The following is a 23,126-nucleotide window of genomic DNA, read 5'->3' as shown; positions in this document are numbered from 1 at the left end:
TGCCTTTACTCCTACTAATATCAAGACAGGCGGCGCGCGGCGTGCGCGCGCCGCGAGAACATTGCGCTTCGAGCCGGTGCATGACAGCCCCTGCGCGCTGCATCGGCCCAACAGGGAAGCCCAAACGTGTCGCGTCGTGGCTGGATCTTCGCTGGCTTGGCGGTCGCCCTTGGTGGGGGCGCCTATGTTGTGTACAGCTTTGTCGCAAGCGAAGTGCACAACTCGCACTTGCAGGCGCGGCTGATCGGCAGCCTGGGGCAGCGGCTGACATTCGAGATCCTGCCGGGCGCCAGCGACAGCATCCGTTTCCCGCATTCCGGGCCCTATGACGCCCGCATGGGCTACGGCCAGGTGCCACTGTTCGCGCAGCGGCTGGAGCAGCGCGGCTACGTTCCCGCCGAACAGGCGCGCATGTCGCCCGAGATGGTGCGGCTGATCGACGAAGGCCTGTTCACGCCCTACCGCGAGAAGAACCAGGCGGGCCTGCTGCTGCGCGACTGCAACGGGCTGACGCTGGCGTTCGAGCGTTATCCGCAGCGCCAGTACGCGGACTTCGGCACGGTGCCGCCGCTGCTGGTGAGCGCCTTGCTCTATGTCGAGAACCAGGGCCTGCTCAACCCGGAATACCCCAATATGAACCCGGCGCTGGACTGGCGCCGGCTGTCGCGCGCGGTGCTCGACCAGGTGATCCGGCTTGCCGACAAGTCGCATGACGCGCCCGGCGGCAGCACGCTGGCCACGCAGATCGAGAAATACCGGCACTCGCCCGAAGGGCGCACCGCATCGATCCCGGAGAAATTCCGCCAGATGGCGTCGGCGTCGCTGCGTGCCTACCTGGACGGCCCCGACACCCAGCGCGCGCGCGAGCGCATCGTGGTCGACTACCTGAACACGGTGCCGCTGTCGGCGCGCGCCGGCTTCGGCGAGATCAACGGCATCGGCGATGGGCTCTGGGTCTGGTATGGCGAGGACTTCGGCGAGGTCAACCGGCTGCTCAAGGGACTGGACCAGCACGCGCCCGAGCCGCGCCAGGCGCAGGCCTTCAAGCGCGCACTGTCGCTGATCATCTCGCAGCGCCGCCCGTCCTACCACCTGCGCCGCGACGACACCAACCTGGATGCGCTGACCGGCAGCTACCTGCGCCTGCTGGCGGCCAACAACGTCATCACCGCCGAGCTGCGCGACGTAGCGCTGGCGCAGCCGCTGGACAAGGCCGCGCCACCCCAGAGCCCGCCGCAGGAGCCCTTTGTCACGCGCAAGGCCGTCAACCGGGTGCGTGCCGATATCACCCGGCTCACCGGGGTGGAGAGCCGCTACGACATGGACCGGCTCGACCTGACCGTGGACAGCACCGTCAACCGCGAGGCGCAGCGCATCGTCACCGAAACGCTGCAGCGCGTGAACAACAAGGCCGATGCGCGCGCCATGGGCCTGTACGGCCACAACCTGCTGCGCGACCACGACGACCCGTCGAAACTGATGACGAGCTTCACGCTGTATGAGCGCGTGGGCAATGCCAGCGTGGTGCGGATCCAGGCCGACAATATCGACCAGCCCTTTGATATCAACAGCGGCGCGCGCCTGAACCTGGGTTCCACGGCCAAGCTGCGCACGCTGGTGACCTACCTGGAGATCATCAGCGAGCTGCACGCGCGCTATGCCGGCATGACCAGCGCACAGCTGGCCGCGGTGCCGCTGGCACGCCAGGACGCGCTCAGCCACTGGGCGGTCGATTACTTGCTTAAGGCGCGCAAGCCCGCGGAGCGCGAGCTGATGGCCATGCTCGATGCCGCCATGGAGCGCAAGTACTCCGGCGGCGCCGGCGAAGCCTTCTACACCGGCGGCGGCCTGCAGAGCTTCAGCAATTTCGAGCGTGAATCGGGCATGCGCAACCTGACGGTGCGGACCGCATTCCAGCACTCGGTCAACCTGGTCTTCATCCGCATGATGCGCGACATCGTGCGCTACGAGACCTTCCACGCCAGCCCGGACATTGGCGAGCTCTTCGATGACCGCGACGCGCCCGGCCGGCGCGCCTACCTGGAGCGCTTTGCCGACCAGGAGGGCAGCGCCTACATGACGAACTTCTACCAGCGATACCGCGGCAAGAGTTCTGAGCTGCGCCTGGCCACGCTGCTGGGCCGCGTGCGCATGACTACGCCGCACCTGAATGCGGTGCGCATGTCGGTGACGCTGCTGAGCGCGCGGCCGCACCTGGACGAGGACAGCTACATCCGCATCATGCGCGCCCGCCTGGGCGACAAGCAGCTGGCCGGCGAAGACCTGAGCGCGCTGTACCGCAAGTACGGCAAGGACAAGTTCAACCTGAACGACCGGGGCTACCTGTCACGGGTGCATCCGCTGGAACTGTGGATGGTGGAGTACCTCGACCAGCACCCCGACGCGACGCTGGCAGAGATCCTGAAGGCCAGCACCGCCGAGCGCCAGGAAGTGTACAAATGGCTGTTCCGCACGCGCAGCAAGGCCGGCCAGGACAACCGCATCCGTACGCTGCTGGAGCAAGACGCCTTCACGCGGATTGCGCGGCGCTGGCAGCGGCTGGGCTATCCGTTCGATTCCCTGACGCCGTCGTACGGCAGCGCCATCGGTGCCGCGGGCGACCGGCCGGCCGCGCTGGCGGAGCTGGCCGGCATCCTGCTGGCGGGCGGCGTAGTCACGCAGAACACGGCGGTGCGCAGCCTGGCGTTTGCCGACGGCACGCCGTACGCCACGCGCTACGTGCTGCAGCCGGGTCCGGGCAAGCGGGTATTGCCGGCCGAAGTGGCCGAACTGGCGCGGCGCTCGATGCTGGATGTGGTGGAGCGCGGCACCGCCAGGTCGATCCGCGGCGCCTTCACGGTGCCCGGGCGCGACGGGGCCACGCTGGCGGTGGCGGGCAAGACCGGCACCGGCGACCAGCGCTACCAGGTCTATGGGCCGGGCGGGCGGCTGATTTCGTCGCGCTCGGTGAACCGCTCGGCCACCTTTGTGTTCACGCTGGGCGAGCGCTTCTTCGGCACCGTAGTGGTCAATGTGAGAGAACCCTATGCGGCGCGCTACAGCTTTACCAGCGCGCTGGCGGTGCGGGTCCTGCGGGCGGTCGCGCCGCAGGTGTCGGCGATGGCGCCGGGTGGCGACCGCCCGCTGCTGCGTTGCCATGATGCCGCGCCCGGCCTGCGTACGCCGCGCGTGCCCGCCATGGCCACGCCGGCCGACGCCGTGCCTGGCGCCACGCTGGCCCAGGGCCTCCAGAGCCTCCAGAGCCTCCAGGGGCCGGCGCGCAGCGGCACGCCCAATACTGCCGCGGTACCGCAGGCGCCTGCCGCGCCCGAGGTACCGGCCCTGGCCGACGCGCAGGACGCCGCCGGCGTGCGCCGCGCCAGTCAGCCCTTGCGCCGGACCATGCCGTAGATCACCAGCAGCACGATCGCGCCAATCACCGACGCAATCCAGCCGGCCGGCTGGCCCGGCAGGTACCAGCCCATGGCGCGGCCGACGTAGCCTGCAGCCAGCGAGCCCAGCACGCCCAGGACGATGGTCATGATCCAGCCCATCTTGTCGTCGCCGGGTTTGACCGCCCTGGCGATCAGGCCGACGATAAGGCCAACGAACACGGTGCCAATGAATGCCATCATGATGCGCTCTCCCGGTAGTGGTCTGAGTCCATGCCGGCCGCAAGGGGCGGCCGGTTGCGCTTCATGATACACGCAGCAGTCTGGTGCGTATGACGCTCAAGTGACAAGCGCAGGCGCTGCCGTCAGGCCCGCGCCAGCCGGAACTGGCCGACCGCGTGATGCAGCGCATCGGCCTGGTCTTCCAGCGAGGCGGCGGCGGCCGCGGCTTCTTCCACCAGCGCGGCGTTCTGCTGCGCCATCTGGTCCATCTGCGACACCGCCTGGTTGACCTGCTCGATGCCGCCGGTCTGCTCCTCGGTAGCCGCGCGCATCTCGGCCATCAGGTCGGTCACGCGCTTGACCGCGCCGACGATCTCGTCCATCGCCTTGCCCGCGCTTTCAACCAGCACCGCGCCGTCGTCCACGCGCTGCGCCGAGTTGCCGATCAGCGCCTTGATCTCCTTTGCAGCGGTGGCGCTGCGCTGCGCCAGCGTGCGCACCTCGCCGGCCACCACCGCGAAGCCGCGGCCCTGGTCGCCGGCACGTGCCGCTTCCACGGCCGCATTGAGCGCGAGGATGTTGGTCTGGAAGGCAATGCCCTCGATCACGCCGATGATGTCGACCACCTTGCCCGAGGCATTCTTGATCTCGCCCATGGTGTCCACCACCTGGCTGACGATGGTGCCGCCGCGCACCGCGATGTCCGATGCGCCTTCGGCCAGGTGGCTGGCCTGGCGCGCGTTCTCGGCGCTCTGGCGCACGGTGCTGGTGAGCTGCTCCATGCTGGCGGCGGTTTCCTGCAGCGACGCGGCCTGTTCTTCGCTGCGGCGCGACAGGTCGGCGTTGCCCGCGGCGATCTGCTTGGCCGCGCCCGCGATCGAATCGGCCGAGCCGCGGATGCTGCCGATTGCGCCGGTCAGGCGCGCCTGCATGCGATGCATCGCATAGAGGACGCTGTGCTCGTCGCCGGGGCGCACCTCTACCTGGCTGCCGAGGTCGCCTTCGGCAATGCGCCCGGCGATGTGCGCCGTGGTGGCAGGTTCGCCGCCCAGCTGGCGCTGCAGGCTGGCCGCCACGCGCACCATCACCAGCGACATCAGCAAGCCAACCCCCAGCAGGATGCCGAACGCCTTCATCAGTTCGGCGCGGAACGCCGCCTCGATGTCGTCCAGGTACAGGCCCGCGATGAAGTTCCAGTCCCACGGGCGGAAGTTGGCCACGTAGCTCAGCTTGGGCTGCGGCGCATCCGCGCCGGGCTTGGGCCACAGGTACTCGACGAAGCCCTTGCCAGGCCCTTTGCCGATCCCGGCGATTTCGCGGAAGAGGTAGACGCCGTTGGGGTCCTTGGTGCCTTCCATGGCCTTGCCGTTCATCTCCGGCTTGAACGGGTGCATCAATACCACGGTGTCCGAGCGCATCAGCGTGAAATAGCCATCGCTGCCGAAGCGCATCGCGCGCACGCGCTCGATGGCCTGATTCCTGGCCTCGTCCTGCGTCAGCTTGCCGGCCTTGGCCAGCGCCTCGTACTCGGCCACCACCGAGAATGCGGTGTCGGTGACGTGGGCCAGGTCCAGGCGCCGCTCTTCCATGCGTAGCGAGCGGATCTGCCACGCGTTCCACAGCGTGATGCCGAGCAGGCAGATCCAGCTCAGCACCAGCGGCAATAACAGCTTCTTCTTCAGGCTCAGGTTGTGCAGCATTGCTTCCACTCCTCCATATTCCGCGCTCTGCGCGTTTTCTTGTCGGCGACACGCCGGCGGCGTCATGCATCGGTGGCGCCTGTCGCATGCGTGTGAGTCATCGCCTTAACGGCGCAGGAGGCAACTAACTTGACTGGGGTAATTTCACCCCTTCGGGTGATGTGGTTGATTGGCTTACATGTGCCGTCTTGCTTGTGCGTTGCACATCTCTTCCAGCGAACCAGAGCGCCGCGGACAAGTGATCCGTCCCGCTGCTTCACGTTGTAATGCGCTGTAATCCAGCGCCGTCCCGGACCGTTTGCGATTTCAAATGCGAACGATTATCCTTCTCTCTTCCGCCAACCATTGTGCAGACAATGGCACGCCTGAGCCCGTGTGATGCGCGCAAGGGACGCTCCAGCTATCCGTACACAAGGCAAGACCGGGCCGCCACTTGGGCCGCGCCCGCCGACCAACCGCAATGACCGAAACCCAGCCGGCCTCCGGCCAACAGCGCCGTGCCTTCTGGCTCAAGCATCTCCACCAGTGGCACTGGATCAGTTCCGCGATCTGCCTGATCGGGATGCTGATGTTTGCCGTTACCGGCTTCACGCTCAACCACGCCGCACAGATCGAGGCCAGTCCCGCGGTCGAGACACGCCACGCCACCATGCCCACGCGCGTGCTCGACAAGGTGCGGGCCGAAGCGCCGGCGGGCGATGCCCAGGCGCGTGAAAAGAAGGCGCCGGTGCCGCCGGTGCTGGCCGACTGGCTGGCGCAGGCGCTGGACATCGACGCCAGCGGGCGCGAGGCCGAATGGTCCGCCGACGAGATCTACGTGGCGCTGCCGCGTCCGGGCGGCGACGCCTGGGTCAGCCTGGAACTCGACAGCGGCGAAGCCCAGTACGAGAAAACCACGCGCGGCGCCATCTCCTACCTGAACGACCTGCACAAGGGCCGCAACACCGGCGCCGCGTGGAGCCTGTTCCTGGATGTGTTCGCGCTGGCATGCCTGGTCTTCAGCGTGACCGGCCTGTTCCTGCTCAAGCTGCATGCGGCCGGGCGCGTGGGGACCTGGCCGCTGGTGGGGCTGGGGCTGGTGGTCCCGGTGCTGCTGGCGCTCCTGTTTATCCATTGAGTCAACCGCTCCAACCGTTTTCCTTCCTGCATCCCACTGACGAGGTTTCTCCGATATGCGCCGACTGCTCACCGTCACCCTGACCGGCATGGCCGCGGTTCCCCTGGCCGGCCCCGCGCTGGCCGCGGACCTGAACGTCAAGGTCGAAATCCCGCGCCTGACCGTGGCCGAGTACCACCGCCCCTATGTGGCGATGTGGGTCGAGCGCGCCGACCAGAGCCCGGTGCAGACCCTGGCGGTCTGGTACGACGGCAAGCTCAGGGACGGCGAAGGCACCAAGTGGCTCAAGGACATGCGCCAGTGGTGGCGCAAGGCCGGCCGCGACCTGCACATGCCGGCCGACGGCATCTCCGGCGCCACGCGCGCGCCGGGCGAGCACGGCGTGAGCTTCAGCGACGACAAGGCGCCGCTGGGCAAGCTGCCCGCCGGCAACTACCAGCTGGTGGTGGAAGCCGCGCGTGAAGTGGGCGGGCGCGAGCTGCTGCGCGTGCCGTTCACGTGGCCGCCGCAAGCCGCACAGACCGCCCGCGCCAAGGGCGAACACGAACTCGGCGGCGTGACCGTCGAACTGAAGCCGTAATCCTTCCGGAGCCAGACGATGAAACCTTCCCTTATGTCCGCCGCATCTACCCGCATCGCCACCCGCGTGGCCGTGCTCGCCCTGGCCGCCCTGGCGCCGCTGGCCGCGCACGCTCACCGCCAGTGGCTGCTGCCGTCGGCTACCGTGCTGTCAGGCAGCGATCCGTGGGTGACCGTGGACGCCGCTGTCTCCAACGACCTGTTCTATTTCGAGCACGTGCCGATGCGGCTCGACAACCTGCAGGTGACCGCGCCCGATGGCAGCGCCGTCAAGGCCGAGAACGCTGCCACCGGCAAGTACCGCAGCACCTTCGACCTGCACCTGACCCAGCCCGGCACGTACCGCGTGGCGGTGGTCAACAACGGCCTGTTCGCCAGCTACAAGGTCGACGGCCAGGCCAAGCGCTGGCGGGGTTCGGCCGAGAACTTCGCCAAGGAAGTCCCGGCCAATGCGCAGGACCTGCAGGTCACCCAGGCCGAAGGCCGCATCGAATCCTTCATCACCGCCGGCAAGCCCAGCGACAAGGGCCTGCGCACCGCCGGCCGCGGCCTGGAACTGGCCCCGATCACGCACCCGAACGACCTGGTCGCGGGCGACACCGCCAGCTTCCGCATGCTGCTCGACGGCAAGCCCGCCAGCAACCTGAAGGTCTCGGTGGTGCCGGGCGGCATCCGCTACCGCGACCAGCTGCAGGAGTTCAGCGCCACCACCGACGCCGACGGCAAGTTCAGCGTCAAGTGGCCGGCCCCAGGCATGTACTGGATGGAAGCCGAGGTGAAGGATGACAAGACCACCTTCAAGCAGGCCAAATCGCGCCGTGCCGTCTATGCGGTGACGGTCGAGGTGCTGCCGCAATAAGCCGGTTGCCGGGTTTGAACCGCGTCCTGGTACCTGTTGCGCTGACCGCGCCCCCACAGCCGCCCGCAGCCGATATGCGGCTGCAGCGCTGGGGCGGCGCGACCATGGGCACGACCTGGTCGGTGGCGGCACTGCTGCCGCCGGCCACGGATGCGGACGCCATCGCCGCCGGCATCCAGGCCGTTCTAGATGGCGTGATCGCGCAGATGAGCAACTGGGAAGCGGATTCCGATCTGAGCCGTTTCAACGGCGCGGCACCCGGCAGCTGGCACGCGCTGCCTGAAGACTGCTTCATGGTGCTGCAATGCGCGCTGCTGGTGGCGCGCGACAGCGGTGGCGCCTATGACCCGAGCGCCGGTCCGCTGGTCGACCTGTGGGGCTTCGGCCCAGCACCGGCGCGCACCGCGCCGCCGTCGCCAGACGCGGTGCAGGCCACGCGCGGCCGCTGCGGCTGGGCCCGCATCGAAGTCGATGCCACGGGCCGGCGCGCCTGGCAGCCGGGCGGCGTGTCGCTGGACTTCTGCGCCATCGCCAAGGGCTTTGCCGTCGACGCGGTGGCAGGCTACCTGTGTGAGCAGGGCCTTGACCACCACTTGACGGAGATCGGCGGCGAACTGCGCGGCCATGGCGTCAAGCCCGACGGCATGCCGTGGTGGGTCGCGCTGGAGGCCCCGCCGGGGCTGGGCAGCGATGCCGCGGGGCAGACGCTGGTGGCACTGCACAGCCTGTCCGTCGCCACTTCCGGCGACTATCGCCGCTATTTCGACAGTGACGGTCGCCGCTACGCCCATACCATCGATCCGCGCACCGGCTATCCGGCCAGCCACGCGCTGGCCTCGGTCACGGTCATCCACGCGCAGTGCATGCTGGCCGATGCGCTGTCCACCGCGCTGACCGTGCTGGGCCCGCAGGCAGGCATGGCGCACGCGCGCCGCCACGGCATTGCCGCGCGCTTCCTGGTGCGCACGCCGGGCGGCTTCGACGAACAGCTGTCCCCGGCCTTTGCCGCGATGCTGGCATGAGCGCGAAGGCCATGCCGTCCGCCATCGCCGGCGCAAGCTGGCTTGCCGTTGCCGGCGGCGTCGCGCTGTCCGTGCTGGGGCCGTCGCGCATGGCCATGGCGGCCGGCGTGGTGGCCGCCTATGCGGGCTTCTGCAGCGCGGTGCTTGCCCACCATCGCCAGCGGCGCGTGCGCGTGGTGGCACTGGCTGGCACGGAAGAGGGCGCGACGCTGGTTGCCTACGCCTCGCAGACCGGGTTTGCCGAACAACTGGCGTTGCAGACCGCCAACGCGCTGCACGGCGCGGGGGTGCCGGTGCAACTGCTGTCGCTGGCCGATGTCGATGCGCGGCGCCTGCAGGCATGCCGCCAGGCGCTGTTTCTGGTCAGCACCACCGGCGAGGGCGACGCCCCCGACAGCGCGTCCGGTTTTGCGCGCCGCTTGCTGGCCGGCGCGGATGGCCTGCAGTCCTTGCGCTACGGCATCCTCGCGCTCGGCGACAGCAGCTACGCGCGCTTCTGCGCCTTCGGCCACGCGCTCGACGGCTGGCTGCAGCGCCACCATGCGCAGCCGCTGTTTGACCTGGTCGAAGTCGACAACGGCGATGCCGGCGCGCTGCGCTACTGGCAGAACCACCTGTCGGCCCTGAGCGGCGGCGCGGAGATTGCCGACTGGGAACGCCCGCGCTATGACAGCTGGCGGCTCGCGCAACGCCACCATCTGAACCCCGGCAGCCAGGGTGCGCCGGCATTCCACCTGTCGCTGGCGCCGCAGGGCGATGCGGCAATGGACTGGCAAGCCGGCGACATCGCCGAGATCGGCCCGTGCCACGCACCGGCCGAGGTTGAACGGCTGCTGGCGCGGCTTGGCCTCGACGGCGCCACACCGGTGCGCTGCGACGGCCGCGACGCCACGCTCGCCGATGCGCTGGGCACACGCATGCCGCTGCCTGAGGCGCACTTCGCGGCGATGCAGGGCCTGCCGCCGCAGCAACTGGTGGACACGCTGCCGCCGCTGCCGCACCGCGAATATTCGATCGCCTCGCTGCCGCGGGACGGGCAACTCGAACTGCTGGTGCGGCAGACCCGCTACGACGACGGCCGCCTGGGCCTGGCCTCCGGCTGGCTGACCGAACACGCGGCCGTGGGCACCCGCATCGCGCTGCGCATCCGCACCAACCGCAGCTTCCACCCGCCGGCCGATGACCGGCCCCTGATCCTGGTCGGCAACGGCACCGGGCTGGCCGGGCTGCGCGCCCAGCTCAAGGCCCGCGCCGCGGCCGGGCGGCGCCGCAACTGGCTGCTGTTCGGCGAGCGCTCGGCGCAGCATGATGCGTTCTTTGCCGGGGACCTGGCCGCATGGCAGGCCGACGGCACGCTGCAGCGCGTGGACCATGCCTGGTCGCGTGACGGCGGCGCGCCGCGCTACGTGCAGGACGCCTTGCGCGCGCAGGGCGATACGGTGCGCCAATGGGTGGCGGACGGCGCCGCCATCTATGTCTGCGGCAGCCTGCAGGGCATGGCCGGCGGCGTCCATGACGCACTGGCCGGGATCCTCGGCGCAGACGCGCTGCGCCGGCTTGCCGACGACGGCCGCTACCGGCGCGACGTCTACTGAGCGAACCCGCAGCGGCACACGCCGTGCGGAGATCGGCCGCGCGGCTCGCGCGCTGGCCGGCGATGCACTATCTTCGGTGTGAACTGCAAGACATCTGCAGCCAATCACAACACCGAGGAGACCTGATGTTACGCACCCCCCGCCGCCTGGCCGCTGCGCTGGCCCTGCTCGCCACCACCATCCCGGCCGCCATGGCCGAAGCCCCCGTCCGCAACAACGTGCTGGCCGTGCCCGGCCTGGAAAAGCCCGCCAGCGTGCTGGTCGACCGCTGGGGCGTGCCGCATATCTATGCCGGCACGCTCTACGACGCCTTTTTCGTGCAGGGCTTCATGGCCGCGCGCGACCGCCTGTGGCAGATCGACCTGTGGCGCAAGCGCGGACTCGGCGAAATGGCCAGGGACTTCGGCCCGGCCTATGCCGATGGCGACCGCATGGCGCGCGCGGTGCTGTTCCGCGGCGACATGTACCGCGAATGGCTGGCCTATGGCTCCGACGCCAAGCGCGTGGCCGAGGCCTTCGTGGCCGGGGTGAACGCCTATGTGGCGCTGACCGAGCAGAAGCCCGAGCTGCTGCCGCCGGAATTTCGCAAGCTCAACTACAAGCCTGCGCGCTGGCGCGCCGACGATATCGTGCGCATCCGCCACCACGGCCTGACGCTCAACTTCACCGGCGAAGTCGAACGCGCCCAGCTCTATTGCCAGGCCAAACAGGACGCCCCGCGTGCCGACTGGCTGCGCCGCGAACTCGACCCGCAGATCGAGCCCAGGCTCAGCCCCGGCATCGACCCCTGCACGGTTCCCGCCGCCGAACTGCGCCGCGCCTACGAACTGGCCACCGCCGCAGCGCGCTTCCCGAAAGAGGCGTGGGGCAATGCGCAGGCCGCCAGCATCCCGCTCGACCAGCTCTACGCACTGGTGGACCCCAACAGCGACGCCGGCCGCAGCCTCGGATCGAACAACTGGGTCATCGGCGGCAAGCGCACCACCACCGGCCGCCAGATCCTGGCCAACGACCCGCACCGCTCGCACGGCGCGCCCAGCCTGCGCTATATCAGCCACCTGAACGCGCCGGGGATGTCGGTGATCGGCGCGGGCGAGCCGTTCCTGCCCGGCATCTCGATCGGGCACAACGGCACCATTGCCTTTGGCCTGACGCGCTTCTACATGGACCAGGAAGACCTGTACGGCTACGAGCTCAATCCGGCCAACCCGCATGAGTACAAGTACAAGGGCCGCTGGGAACCGATGGAGAGCATCACCGAAGAGATCGTGGTCAAGGGCGAGTCCGCGCCGCGCAAGGTCACCATCGACTTCACGCGCCACGGCCCGGTGCTGGTTGCCGATGCCGGCCGCGCGCAGGCGTGGGCGCTGCGCGCCGCGTGGCTCGACTACGGCATGGCGCCGTACTTCGGTTCGATGGACTATATGCGCGCGCGCAACTGGGACCAGTTCCGCGCCGCCATGAACCGCTGGGGCGCGCCCGGCGAGAACCAGGTCTATGCCGATAGCAGCGGCAATATCGGCTGGATCCCGGGCGGGCTGACCGTCAAGCGGCCCAACTGGGACGGCCTCACGCCGGTGGCGGGCGATGGCCGCTACGAGTGGGCCGGCTACCGCAACATGGACGAGCTGCCGTGGGCCTACAACCCCGCGCCAGGCTACATCGTCACCGCCAACGAGAACAACATCCCGCCCGAGCACCCGGCCGCGAAACTTGGCGTGGGCTATGAATGGAGCGACAGCTCGCGCGCGCGCCGGCTCAAGGCCGTGGTGGGCGCCAATGCGCGCAGCTCGGTGCAGGACTCGATGGCGTGGCAGAACGACACCGTTTCGCTGCCGGCCCAGCGCGTGGTGGCGCTGCTGAGGGATGTGCGCAGCGACGACCCGCAACTGGCCCGCGGCCTGGACCTGCTGCGCGGGTGGGACGGCAACGAGCGTGCCGACAGCGCCGCTGCGGCATTGTTCGAAGTCTGGTTCAGCAAACACCTGCGCCAGGCCGTGGTGCGCGCCGCGCTGACGCCCGAAGCCGCACGCCTGGTCGGTGCCGGCGATGCCGCGCGCGTGGTGGCGGTGCTGGAGCAGCCCGGTCCGTGGATGCCGGTGGAGCGCCGCAATGCGGTGATGCTTGAATCGCTGAAGGCCGCCATGGCGGAAGCGGAAGGCAAGCTCGGCCCCGACCCGCGCGCATGGCGATGGGGCAAGCTCCACACCGCCGTGTTCACGCATCCGATGGACCCGATCCTGAGCGACGCGGAACGCCAGCAGTTCAACGTCAACGCCGGTCCGATCGGCGGCTCGGCCTTCACGCCGATGAACACCAGCTACCGCAATACCGACTTCCGGCTGACCGCGGGCGCGTCGTTCCGCATGGTGCTGGATGTGGGCAACTGGGATGCCTCGCGCGTGATCAACACGCCGGGGCAATCGGGCAATCCCGCCAGCCCGCATTACCGCGACCTGGCGCCGTTGTGGGCCAAGGGGGAGTATTTCCCGCTGGTGTATACGCGCAAGGCGGTGGAGAAGGCCAGCCGGGAGCGGTTGGAGTTGGTGCCGCAGTAAGTGGGGCAACCCATGCGTTTGAAGTAGCCATCAAGCTTGGCGTACGCACCCCTCTCCCGCAAGCGGGCGAGGGGTGCAAACCGGCGGCGGCGCGTTTGCCGCCTTCCCTTACTTCAACATCTTCAACAGCGCCTGCGCCGCAGCATCAGACGATGCCGGATTCTGCCCCGTCACCAGCCGCCCCGCGATCACGACATGGCTGGCCCAATCCTCGCCACGCGTGAAGCGCCCGCCATTGGCCTTGAGCATATCCTCCACCAGGAACGGGACCACCTTGGTCAGCTGCACGGCTTCTTCCTCGCTGTTGGTGAAGCCGGTCACTTCCTTGCCCTTGACCAGCGGTTCCCCGTCCGCCCCCCTGGTATGGCGGAACACCGCCGGTGCGTGGCATACCGCTCCCACCGGCTTGCCGGCGCGGTCGAACTGCTCGATCAGCGCGGCCGAGCGCTTGTCTTCGGCCAGGTCCCACAGCGGGCCGTGGCCGCCCGGGTAGAAGATGGCGTCGAAGTCTTCCGCCTTCACCTGGTCCAGCGTCAGCGTGCTGGCCAGTGCGGCCCTGGCGGCCGGGTCACCCTGGAAGCGCCGGGTGGCGTCGGTCTGGGCGCCCGGATCGTCGCTTTTCGGGTCGATCGGCGGTTGGCCGCCCTTGGGCGAGGCCAGCGTGATGTCGGCGCCGGCGTCCTTGAAGACGTAGTAGGGCGCTGCGAATTCCTCCAGCCAGAAGCCGGTCTTCTTGCCGGTATTGCCCAGCTGGTCGTGCGATGTCAGCACCATCAGGATTTTCATTGTTCCGCTCCATGTCGGTTCACAGGCAGCCGGGCGAGAAATGCCTCGGCACTGGCACCATCCTAGGCAGCGGACTATGATTCGAAAACTTCTATTATTCGATCCCTGCTATCCAAAAAATGAATATCGGCAGCAAGGACCTGAACCTGCTGTACGTGTTCCACGTGCTGTATCAGGAGGGCAATGCCTCGCGCGCGGCCGCGCGCATGGCGCTGAGCCAGCCGGCGCTGAGCCACAAGCTCAACCGCCTGCGCGACGAGCTCGGCGATCCGCTGTTCGTGCGTGCGCCGCGCGGCCTGACGCCGACGCCGCGTGCGCACGCGCTGGCGCCACAGGTGCAGCGGCTGGTCGGGGATCTCGACGCGTTCTATGATGCCTGTGCCGGCCACGACTACCTGGCGCGCAGCGAGCACCTGCACATCTACACCACCGACTACATGGAGCAGCTGCTGCTGCCCGCCCTGCTGCCGCGGCTGCGCAGCCAGGCGCCGGGCGTGGTGCTGGTCACGCACAACACGCGCGGCGAGCTGCCGCGCGAGGAACTGGAGAAGGGCACCTGCGACCTGGCGATCGCGGGTTTCTATGAGAACCTGCCCGATACCTTCCACCAGCAGCGGCTGTGCAGCGAGGACTTCGTGGTGCTGGCCTCGCGCGCCAATCCGCGCATCGCCGATGGCCTGGATCTCGACGCCTTCCTGGCGTGCGAACACCTGCTGACCACGCTGACCGGCGACCTCAACGGCGTGGTTGACCGTGCGCTTGCCCGGCAGGGGCACAAGCGCAGGGTGGTGGCGGGATTGTCGAGCTTCCTTGCGCCGAGCCGGCTGGTGCGCGGCACGGAACTGCTGCTGACCTGCCTGCGCTCGGTCGCGGAAGAGGCCGTGGCGCGCGACCCTGATCTGGTGCTGCTGCCGGTGCCGTTCGCGCTGCCCCACGTCGACATGATGCAGATCTGGCACGCGCGCACCGATGCCGACCGGCTGCGGCGCTGGCTGCGCCAGCAGATCCAGGAGGCGGCCAGCGCCATCAGCGCGGCCGAGCCGGCCGCGCGCAAGCCCCGCGTCAGGCGCGGTTGACCACCGGCAGCAGCGCGCCCTGCACCGCGCGCGCCGCATCCGAGGCCAGGAACAGGATCACGTCGGCCAGCGCATCCAGGCTGACCCAGCGCGCGGCATCGGCATCCGGCATGGCCTGGCGGTTCTCGGGCGTATCCAGCACGCTGGGCAGCACCGCGTTGACGCGGATGCCCTGGTCGCGCAGCTCTGCCGACATCGATTCGGTCACACGCGCCAGCGCGTCCTTCGAGGCGCAATAAGCGCTCATCTGCGCCAGCCCGCGCGCCGCCGAGTTGGCACCCACGTTGACGATGGCGCCGCCGCCGGCGGCCAGCATGTGCGGCACCACCGCGCGCGCCATGTTCAGCACCGTGCCCACGTTCATGTCGAACACGTGGTTCCAGGCCTCGGCGCTGGTTTCATGCACGCTTGGGCCCATGGCGAAGCCGCCGGCCAGGTTGCACACCACGTCGATGCGGCCGCATGCCTGAACCGCTTGCGCGACGGCCTCGCTCAGCTTGGCGGCATCCAGCAGGTCCGCCTGCAGCGTGAGGTGGCCGGTGCCCGCTTCGGGCAGCGGCGCTGCATGCCGGTCCAGCAGCACCACGCGCGCGCCTGCCTGCGCGAAGGCCTGTGCCACGGCGCGGCCCAGGTTGCCGCGTGCGCCGGTGATCAATACGTTCTTGCCGTTGAAGTTCATTTGCGTGCTCCTGCGCCGTCGTGGCGCGCATGGTCGGGGTCAGCATCGCCCGGGGGCCGGCTTTTACCATCGTGGGCCGGGGCGAAAAACGCAAGCCAGTCTACGCACCGCTCCCCAACATTTGCTTGCGAAATTGCCTCGGGCTAACCCTTGAACGGCACAGGAAGTTGCGCGCCACGCCGCGTCATTGCCGATTGCGCCGTGGCTTGCGCGCTGGCGTGGTGTCCGCGGGGGCGGCCGCCGCTTCCGCCGCCGCGGTCTGTTCAAGGAAGGCCACCAGCAGCCGCGCCGCCGGCGACAGCAGTTCCAGGTCGCGGAAGCAGATCGCAAAGCGCCGCCGCGCCCAGTCGTTGCGCAGCGGGATCACGCGCAGGCCGAAGGTAGGCGCGATCGGCGCGGCGATCTCGGCCGGGATGATGGTGATGCCCAGGTCGGCACGCACACAGCGCAGCGCAGCGTCGAAGGTCGAGACCACCGCGCGGTAGCCAATGCCGCGCCCGAGGATGGCCGCATAGCGCGTCAGCATGGTCTGCACCGCGGTCTGGGCGGGCATGCCGATATGGTCGTAGTCCAGCGTGTCCTCGAAGCGGCAGTCCTCGGCCTGCGCCAGCGGATGCGAGGCGTGGACCACCGCCGCGAGCTGGTCGGTGCGGTAGGGCCGGGTCTGGAAGCCTTCCAGGTCGGCCGCGTCCCAGCAGATGCCCAGCGGCGCCGAGCCCTCGCGCAGCGCTCGCACCACGTCACTGCTCAGGCTTTCCTCGATGGTCACGCGCACATCGCGGTTGGCCGGCTGCTGCAGGAAGGCGGCAATGTCGTCCGGCAGCGATTCCGCCATTGAGGACACCGTCGCCAGCAGCCGCACCTGCCCGCGTATGCCTGCGCCGTAGTCGGCCATGTCGCGCGCGACGCGGTCCGCCGCCGCCAGCATGGCGCGCGCATGCGCCAGCACCATTTCGCCCGCGGGCGTCGGGATCACGCCGCGGCGGCGCCGTTCCAGCAGGGTTGCGCCAACCGTCCCTTCCAGTTGCGCCAGCCGCTTGCTGATGGCCGATGCCACGATGTGCTCCTGCTCGCCCGCACGCGCCATGTTGCGGGTTTCGCAGACGGCGACGAACAGGCGCAGGGTGGTGAGGTCGAGGTCTCGCATGGTAAGGGGCTGCGTGTTTCCGGAATGGAATGTTAAGCCCCTTTGGTTGCCGGTAATCATTCATCCGGGAATTTCTGGATGTAGTTGTGCGGCGCCCGGCAGACATTCCGGTTCGGAATGTTATCGTGCGCGAATCACCGCTTCAGCTCTTGGGCAGAAACTCATAGAGTTCTTCCGTCGCCCCCACTGCGGGGCGCAAACCGGAAGCCCCTGAATCATGTCTGTTCCCTTTCCCCGCCACGCCGTTATCCGCGAAGTCGGATTGCGCGATGGCCTGCAGAGCATCCGCACCATCCTGCCCACGGCCAGCAAGGAAGCGTGGATCCGCGGCGCGTACGCGGCCGGTCTGCGCGAGCTGGAGGTGGGCTCGTTCGTGCCCGCGCACCTGCTGCCGCAACTGGCCGATACCGCGCAGCTGGTCGCGTTCGCGCGCACGCTGCCGGGTTTGTTCGTCTCGGTGCTGGTGCCGAACCTGCGCGGCGCGCAGGATGCGCTGGCCAGCGGCGCGGACCTGATGCTCGTGCCGCTGTCGGCCAGCCATGCGCACAGCCTGGCCAACCTGCGCAAGACGCCGGATGAAGTGGTGGCTGAAGTGGCGCGCATCCGCGCCGCGCGCGATGCCAGCGGCGCGAAGACGCTGATCGAAGGCGGTGTCGGCACCGCGTTCGGCTGCACGCTGCAGGGCCATGTCGATCCCGATGAAGTGCTGCGCCTGATGCAGGCGCTGCTCGATGCCGGCGCCGACCGCGTCAGCCTGGCCGATACCGTCGGCTATGCCGACCCGCACATGGTGCGCGAGCTGTTTGCGCGCGCCGTCGATATCGCCGGCGATCGGTTCTGGTGCGGCCATTTCCACGATACCCGCGGGCTTGGCCTGGCCAACGTCCACGCGGCGCTGGAAACCGGCGTGACCCGCTTTGACGCCTGCCTGGCCGGCATCGGCGGCTGCCCGCACGCGCCCGGCGCCAGCGGCAATGTCACGACCGAAGACCTGGCCTACATGCTCGGCAGCATGGGCATCGACACCGGCATCGATATCGGCCGCTTGCTGGCGCTGCGTGAAGACGTGGCTGGCTGGCTCAAGGACGAAACCCTGCACGGCACGCTGTGGCGCGCCGGCCTGCCCAAGACCTTCCCGGCCCAGCCTGCTGGCGCCGCTGCCTGAGACGCAAGATGACCCAAGACAACAGCAACTCCCTGCCGCTGGCCGGCATCCGCGTGGTCGAATTCACGCATATGGTGATGGGCCCCACCTGCGGCATGATCCTGGCCGACCTGGGCGCCGAGGTGATCAAGGTAGAGCCGCCCGGCGGCGACAAGACGCGCAACCTGCCGGGCCTGGGCATCGGCTTCTTCCGCGCCTTCAACCGCAACAAGAAGAGCGTGGTGCTGGACATCACCACCGAGGAAGGGCGTGCCACCGCGGCCGAGCTGGCGGGCCAGAGCGACGTGCTGCTGGAGAACTTCCGGCCCGGCCTGATGCAGAAGCTGGGGCTGGACTACGCCACACTGTCGCGCGACTACCCGCACCTGATCTACGTCTCGCACAAGGGCTTCCTGCCCGGCCCGTACGAGAACCGGCTGGCGCTCGACGAGGTGGTGCAGATGATGGGCGGGCTGTCCTACATGACCGGCCCAAGCGGGCGGCCGCTGCGCGCGGGCACCTCGGTCAACGACATCATGGGCGGCATGTTCGGCGCCATCGGCGTGCTGGCCGCGCTGCGCGAGCGCGACCGCACCGGGCGCGGCCAGGAGATCCAGAGCGCGCTGTTCGAGAACTGCGTATTCCTGGCTTCGCAGCATATGCAGCAGTTTGCGATGACCGGCGAGGCGCCGCCGCCGATGCCGTCGCGCGTGTCGGCGTGGAGCGTGTATGACGTCTTTACGCTGGCCGGCGACGAGCAGCTGTTTATCGGCGCGGTCAGCGACAAGCAGTTCGCGACGCTGTGCCAGGTGCTGGAGCATCCGGAGCTTCTCGGCAAGCCCGAGTACGCCAGCAATGCCTCGCGCGTGGCGGTGCGTCCGCAACTGCTCGATGAGCTGGGCGCGATCCTGCGCCACCACCGCAGCGCAGAACTGGCGCCCAGGCTCGAAGCCGCCGGCATCCCCTATGCGCCGATCGTGCGCCCGGACCAGCTGCTCGACGATCCGCACCTGCTTGCCAGCGGCGGGCTGGTGCCGATGCAGGCCGACGACGGCTCGACCACGCCCACGGTGCTGCTGCCGCTGCTGATGGGCGGGCGCCGCCCGGGCGTGCGCCGGCCGCTGCCCAGGGCCGGCGAGCACAACGAAGAGATCCTGTCGCAGCTCGGCCAGGGCCGCGCCGGCTGACCGGTACCACGACGGGCATGCCGCGGCACAGCGGCAGCCCGCAAAGATCCTACGATAACGATACGGAGACAACCTCATGCACCCCCGTCGCATCCTTCTCAAGTCAGCGCTGGCGCTGGCCGCCACCGTGGCCGCCGCGCTGGCCGCGCCCGGCATCGGCGCGCTCGCGCAGGGCAATACCGGCAAACCGGTGCGCCTGATCCTGCCGATCAGCGCCGGTTCCGGCGTGGACACCATCGCGCGCGCGGCCGGTCCGGCCCTGGGCAAGGCCTTTGGCCAGCCGGTGGTGATCGAGAACCTGCCCGGCGCCGGCGGTATCACCGGGGCCGCGGCCGTGGTCAAGGCGCAGCCGGATGGCAGCACGCTCGGGCTGGTCTCGAACAACCATGTCATCAACCCGAGCGTGTTCCGCACCATGCCGTTCGATGCCATCAAGGACATCACCCCGATCAGCGTGATCGGCACCACGCCGCTGGTGCTTGTCGTGAATCCCAAGGTGCCGGCAAGGAACGTGAAGGAACTGGTGGCGCTGCTCAAGGCCAGGCCCGACGGCTACAACTACGGCTCGTCCGGCAACGGCACCATCATCCACCTGGCCGGGGAGATGTTCCTGGACGAGGCCGGCGTGAGTGCGCGCCACGTTCCGTACAAGGGCACGGGCCCGATGATGAACGACCTGATCGCCGGACAGGTGGAACTGGGCGTGGTTGCGCTCAACGCGGTGGCGCCGCACCTGAAGGCCGGCACACTGCGCGCGATCGGCGTGTGCGGCGACAAGCGCTCGTCCGCCGCGCCGGAGATCCCCACCATCGCCGAACAAGGCTTGCCCCACTACAACGTCGCCGGCTGGTTTGCCGTGGTCGGCCCCGCCGGCATGCCGCCGGCAGAGGTAAAGCGCGTGCATTACGCATTTGCCAGGGCCTTCACCTCGCCCGAAGTGCTGGAGGCCATGAAGAAGCAGGCCACCGTGATCGAGCCCGGCACACCCGAGGCGGCCGCCAGCTTCTTCCGCAGCGAGGCCACGCGCTACGCCGCACTGGTGAAGAAGGCCAACGTCAAGGTCGAATAGCGGCGGCTGGGCTGAACCATCGGGCGCGGCCTGCAGGCCGCGCGGCGAACGCCTAGAATGCAGCATCGCCCCCGTGACGATGCCCTGCAGGAGGACGCGCCATGACCGACAAGCCAGTCAGGATCCCCGGCCCCGACCACCCGATCACCATCAAGCCGACGGCCGGCAGGGTGGTGGTCAGGGTGGCGGGCATTGCCATTGCAGACAGCGACGCGGCGCTGACCCTGCAAGAGGCGACCTACCCGCCGGTGCAGTACATCCCGCGCGAGCATGTCGACATGGCGCAGCTGGAGCGTACCGCGCACACAACGTACTGCCCATACAAGGGCGATTGCAGCTACTTCTCCATCCCCGCCGGCGGCGAGCGCGCGCGCAATGCGGTGTGGAGCTACGAGACGCCTTACCCCGCGGTGGCGGCGATCGCCTCGCACCTGGCCTTCTACCCGGACCGCGTCGACAGCATCGAGATTCTCGGCGCCTGAGCGCGCGCCGCCCGGCATGGCGGCATATCCATCTGCGAAACCATTCGTTCCTGATCGGGGCGCGCACCGCTATCGTCTGCCCATCCAGACTTCAGTGAGTGCCTTCCATGTCCTTCCGTTCCTTCCTGCTGCGCGGCGCCATCGTCGCCGGCGTTGCCGTCATGGCCTCCGGTACCGCGCTGGCGGATCGCCTCGACGATATCCGCAAGGCCGGCGTGCTGCACGTGGGCGTGTTCGATGCCAACCCGCCGTTCGGCTTTGTCGATCCGAAGACGCATGCGCCAGCGGGCCTGGATGTCGACTATGCCAACGAGATTGCCAGCCGCCTTGGCGTCAAGGCGGAGTTCCGCGCCACCAACCCCGCCAACCGCATTCCGCTGCTGGCCTCGCAGAAGGTGGATATCGTCGCGGCCAACTTCACCATCACCGATGAACGCCGCCAGCAGATCGGCTTCTCCACGCCTTACTTTGCCAGCGGGCTGCAGTTCATCGCAAGGAAGGGGGCGCTGCGCCAGCCCGATGAACTGAAGGCCTGGCGCCTGGGCGTGGACAAGGGCACCACGCAGGAAACCACGCTGCGCCAGCGCTACCCCGACGCGCGCGTGATCGCCTATGACGATTCGCCGCTGGCGCTGCAGGCGCTGCGCACCGGCGCGATCCAGGCCTTTGCGCAGGACGGCGCCAAGCTCGGCGCGCTGCTGGCCACGCTGCCCAACCGCGACCAGTTCGAGATCTCGCCCTTCACGCTGACGCGCGAATACATGGGCGTGGGCGTGCCCAAGGGCGAGGAGCGTCTGCAGGCCGCCATCGACCAGATCCTGCTGGAGCTGGAGAAGAGCGGCACGGCGGCGCGCATCTACGACAAGTACTTCGGGCCGAAGAGCCAGGCGCCGCTGGCACGCGACTTCACCATCGGCAGCACGGTCAAGTAAGCACGCCACAGCCTGATCGCCCCTGACCCATGGTTTCCATTCTCTGGCAGTCGTTGCCGGCCAAATACCTGCACTGGCTGCTCGGCGGCTTTGCCATGACGGTGGCGCTGTCGCTGGCGGTGTTCCTGCTCGGCTGCGCGCTGGCCGCAGCCTGGCTGGCGCTGCGCAGGGTGCCGTGGCGCCCCGTGGCCATCGCGGCCAATGCGGTGATCGGGCTGCTGCGCAAGACGCCGCTGCTGGTGCAGCTGTTCTTCTGGTACTTCGGTGCCGCGCAATTGCTGGGCGATGCGGCCATCGGCGCGATCTCGGACTGGCGCGGCCTCCAGATGTGTGCCGTGGCCATTCCCGCGCCGTCGCTGGAAGCGCTGGCCAGCGTATTCGGCATCGCCCTGTATGCCAGCGCCTTCTATGCGCAGGAACTCGAAGCCGGAATCGCCGCGGTGCCGCGCGGGCAGTTCGCCGCGGCGCTGGCGCTGGGCTTCGCGCCGCGTGCCGCGTGGTGGCGCATCGTGCTGCCGCAGGCGCTGCGGATTGCGGCGTGGCCGATGGTGGGGCAGTTTTGCCAGACCATCAAGAACACCTCGCTGGCCATGGCGATCGGCTTTGCCGAACTCTCTTACACCGCGCGCCAGGTCGAGACCGATACGCTGATGGCCTTCCAGGCTTTCGGCATTGCCACGCTGCTCTATGCGGCGTTGATCCTGTCGCTGCAGGCGGCGGCGCCGGCCTTGCTCAGGCGCCTCGGCTGGACCGGAGCACGTCATGCCTGATGGGATGGCAAGCCTGCCGGCGGGCCTGGCGCTGGTATGGGGCCAGCTGCCCTACTTGCTCAAAGGCGCTTTCCCCGAGGGCCCGCTGGCCGGCGCGGCGCTGACGCTGTGGATAGCGGCGCTCGCCTGCGCCGGCGCCACGGTGCTGGGCATTGCGCTGGCGCTGCTGCTGGAGCTTGCGCCGTCCAGCGTCACGCGCGTGCTGCGCGCCGTGCTGGCGTTGCTGCGCGCGGTGCCGGTGCTGATGCTGATCTTCTGGACTTACTTCTTGCTGCCGATGCTGGCCGGCGTGCAGGTCAGCGAAGTGCTGACCGTGGTGCTGGCGCTGGCACTGGTGGGCGCCGCGTTTATCGCGCAGAGCCTGCACGCGGGAATTGGCGCGATCGGCGCGGGCCAGCGCCAGGCGGCGCTGGCGCTGGGCATGTCGCGCACGCAGGCACTCTGGCATGTGGTGCTGCCGCAGGCGCTGCGCGCCATGCTGCCGTCCCTGGCCAACACCTGGGTGGCGCTGACCAAGGATACGTCGCTGGCTTATATCGTCGGCGTCAGTGAGCTGTCGACACTGGCCACGCAGGTCAATGGCCGCAGCATGGGCTATGCGGCGGAAGTGTTCGCAGCGGTTGCGCTGCTCTACTTCGTGCTGTGCGTGATGATCGAGGCGGGTGCCGCTGCGGCGCTGCGCCGCCTGCAGGGATCGCACCGGCGCGGCAGGGCCGAGGTCGCGGTGGCGCGCCAGGCCATGGCGCAGTCTGCAAGGGCCGGTGCCCCGATGCTCTGACATCGGCAAAGGCGGGTGCCCCGCGGCTGCCG

20 protein-coding genes are annotated in these 23,126 nt (G+C 69.0%); 15 read left to right on the top strand and 5 right to left on the bottom strand.

Going from position 1 to position 23,126, the window contains the following annotated elements; translation table 11 throughout:
* The first annotated feature begins 126 nt into the window (after positions 1-126).
* Positions 127-3,411, top strand: coding sequence for a transglycosylase domain-containing protein (locus tag C265_RS20100; RefSeq protein ID WP_037024749.1), 3,285 nt, complete (start codon positions 127-129; stop codon positions 3,409-3,411).
* Here the strand turns inward: C265_RS20100 and C265_RS20095 are convergent.
* Positions 3,384-3,635, bottom strand: coding sequence for a GlsB/YeaQ/YmgE family stress response membrane protein (locus tag C265_RS20095; RefSeq protein ID WP_011617924.1), 252 nt, complete (start codon positions 3,633-3,635; stop codon positions 3,384-3,386). The genes C265_RS20100 and C265_RS20095 overlap by 28 nt on opposite strands.
* Positions 3,636-3,757: 122 nt before the next feature.
* Positions 3,758-5,314 carry a methyl-accepting chemotaxis protein gene (locus C265_RS20090; protein WP_010810781.1) on the bottom strand — a complete coding sequence of 519 codons (1,557 nt, stop codon included), beginning with the start codon at positions 5,312-5,314 and terminating at the stop codon, positions 3,758-3,760.
* Positions 5,315-5,774: 460 nt separating this feature from the next.
* On the opposite strand from C265_RS20090, the gene C265_RS20085 reads away from it, so the two are divergent.
* The 6 genes from C265_RS20085 (at position 5,775) to C265_RS20060 (ending at position 13,044) form a co-directional block, all read left to right on the top strand.
* Positions 5,775-6,431, top strand: a complete 657-nt coding sequence (locus tag C265_RS20085; RefSeq protein WP_010810780.1) for a PepSY-associated TM helix domain-containing protein — start codon at positions 5,775-5,777, stop codon at positions 6,429-6,431.
* A gap of 55 nt (positions 6,432-6,486) precedes the next feature.
* Positions 6,487-7,011, top strand: coding sequence for a DUF2271 domain-containing protein (locus C265_RS20080; RefSeq protein ID WP_010810779.1), 525 nt, complete (start codon positions 6,487-6,489; stop codon positions 7,009-7,011).
* 18 nt (positions 7,012-7,029) lie between these two features.
* Entirely contained in the window at positions 7,030-7,869 is an 840-nt protein-coding gene (locus C265_RS20075) for a DUF4198 domain-containing protein (RefSeq protein WP_037024746.1), read from the top strand.
* Positions 7,870-7,883: 14 nt separating this feature from the next.
* On the top strand, positions 7,884-8,891 hold the full coding sequence (locus C265_RS20070) for an FAD:protein FMN transferase (RefSeq protein WP_210401225.1): 1,008 nt from the start codon (positions 7,884-7,886) through the stop codon (positions 8,889-8,891).
* Between the two features lie 11 nt (positions 8,892-8,902).
* Positions 8,903-10,486, top strand: a complete 1,584-nt coding sequence (locus tag C265_RS20065; RefSeq protein ID WP_010810776.1) for a sulfite reductase flavoprotein subunit alpha — start codon at positions 8,903-8,905, stop codon at positions 10,484-10,486.
* A gap of 125 nt (positions 10,487-10,611) precedes the next feature.
* Positions 10,612-13,044 carry a penicillin acylase family protein gene (locus tag C265_RS20060; protein WP_010810775.1) on the top strand — a complete coding sequence of 811 codons (2,433 nt, stop codon included), beginning with the start codon at positions 10,612-10,614 and terminating at the stop codon, positions 13,042-13,044.
* Between the two features lie 108 nt (positions 13,045-13,152).
* Here the strand turns inward: C265_RS20060 and C265_RS20055 are convergent, their stop codons facing one another.
* The gene (locus C265_RS20055) at positions 13,153-13,830 is read right to left on the bottom strand and encodes a type 1 glutamine amidotransferase domain-containing protein (protein WP_010810774.1); all 678 of its coding nucleotides are present in this window, start codon (positions 13,828-13,830) and stop codon (positions 13,153-13,155) included.
* A 119-nt stretch (positions 13,831-13,949) separates the two neighbouring features.
* Between C265_RS20055 and C265_RS20050 the strand changes: the two genes are divergently transcribed.
* Positions 13,950-14,906 carry a LysR family transcriptional regulator gene (locus C265_RS20050; RefSeq protein ID WP_010810773.1) on the top strand — a complete coding sequence of 319 codons (957 nt, stop codon included), beginning with the start codon at positions 13,950-13,952 and terminating at the stop codon, positions 14,904-14,906.
* Here C265_RS20050 and C265_RS20045 read toward each other — a convergent pair.
* Together C265_RS20045 and C265_RS20040 are read right to left on the bottom strand one after the other, a co-directional pair.
* Positions 14,893-15,585 (bottom strand): SDR family NAD(P)-dependent oxidoreductase, encoded by a 693-nt coding sequence (locus tag C265_RS20045; RefSeq protein WP_010810772.1) that lies wholly within the window; start codon positions 15,583-15,585, stop codon positions 14,893-14,895. The genes C265_RS20050 and C265_RS20045 overlap by 14 nt on opposite strands.
* A gap of 184 nt (positions 15,586-15,769) precedes the next feature.
* Positions 15,770-16,732, bottom strand: a complete 963-nt coding sequence (locus C265_RS20040; RefSeq protein WP_010810771.1) for a LysR family transcriptional regulator — start codon at positions 16,730-16,732, stop codon at positions 15,770-15,772.
* A gap of 217 nt (positions 16,733-16,949) precedes the next feature.
* Here C265_RS20040 and C265_RS20035 point away from each other — a divergent pair, with 217 nt between their 5' ends.
* The 7 genes from C265_RS20035 to C265_RS20005 all read left to right on the top strand — a co-directional run bounded on the left by C265_RS20035 (position 16,950) and on the right by C265_RS20005 (position 23,094).
* A complete protein-coding gene (locus C265_RS20035; protein WP_011617915.1) occupies positions 16,950-17,897 on the top strand; it encodes a hydroxymethylglutaryl-CoA lyase in 948 nt (315 codons plus the stop codon).
* Between the two features lie 8 nt (positions 17,898-17,905).
* Positions 17,906-19,063: a CaiB/BaiF CoA-transferase family protein gene (locus tag C265_RS20030; protein WP_010810769.1), complete on the top strand. Its 1,158-nt coding sequence runs from the start codon at positions 17,906-17,908 to the stop codon at positions 19,061-19,063.
* Positions 19,064-19,139: 76 nt separating this feature from the next.
* Entirely contained in the window at positions 19,140-20,132 is a 993-nt protein-coding gene (locus C265_RS20025; protein ID WP_010810768.1) for a tripartite tricarboxylate transporter substrate binding protein, read from the top strand.
* 101 nt (positions 20,133-20,233) lie between these two features.
* Complete coding sequence (locus tag C265_RS20020) at positions 20,234-20,614, top strand: DUF427 domain-containing protein (protein ID WP_010810767.1); 381 nt, start codon at positions 20,234-20,236, stop codon at positions 20,612-20,614.
* Positions 20,615-20,721: 107 nt separating this feature from the next.
* A complete protein-coding gene (locus C265_RS20015; RefSeq protein WP_010810766.1) occupies positions 20,722-21,546 on the top strand; it encodes an ABC transporter substrate-binding protein in 825 nt (274 codons plus the stop codon).
* Between the two features lie 29 nt (positions 21,547-21,575).
* Positions 21,576-22,316, top strand: coding sequence for an ABC transporter permease subunit (locus tag C265_RS20010; protein WP_010810765.1), 741 nt, complete (start codon positions 21,576-21,578; stop codon positions 22,314-22,316).
* Positions 22,309-23,094 carry an amino acid ABC transporter permease gene (locus C265_RS20005; RefSeq protein WP_246840230.1) on the top strand — a complete coding sequence of 262 codons (786 nt, stop codon included), beginning with the start codon at positions 22,309-22,311 and terminating at the stop codon, positions 23,092-23,094. The genes C265_RS20010 and C265_RS20005 overlap by 8 nt, the downstream gene beginning before the upstream one ends.
* Positions 23,095-23,126 lie beyond the last annotated feature (32 nt).

The organism is Cupriavidus sp. GA3-3, from assembly GCF_000389805.1.
Lineage (GTDB): Bacteria > Pseudomonadota > Gammaproteobacteria > Burkholderiales > Burkholderiaceae > Cupriavidus > Cupriavidus necator_D.
This window is presented reverse-complemented; position numbering and strand designations above follow the sequence as displayed.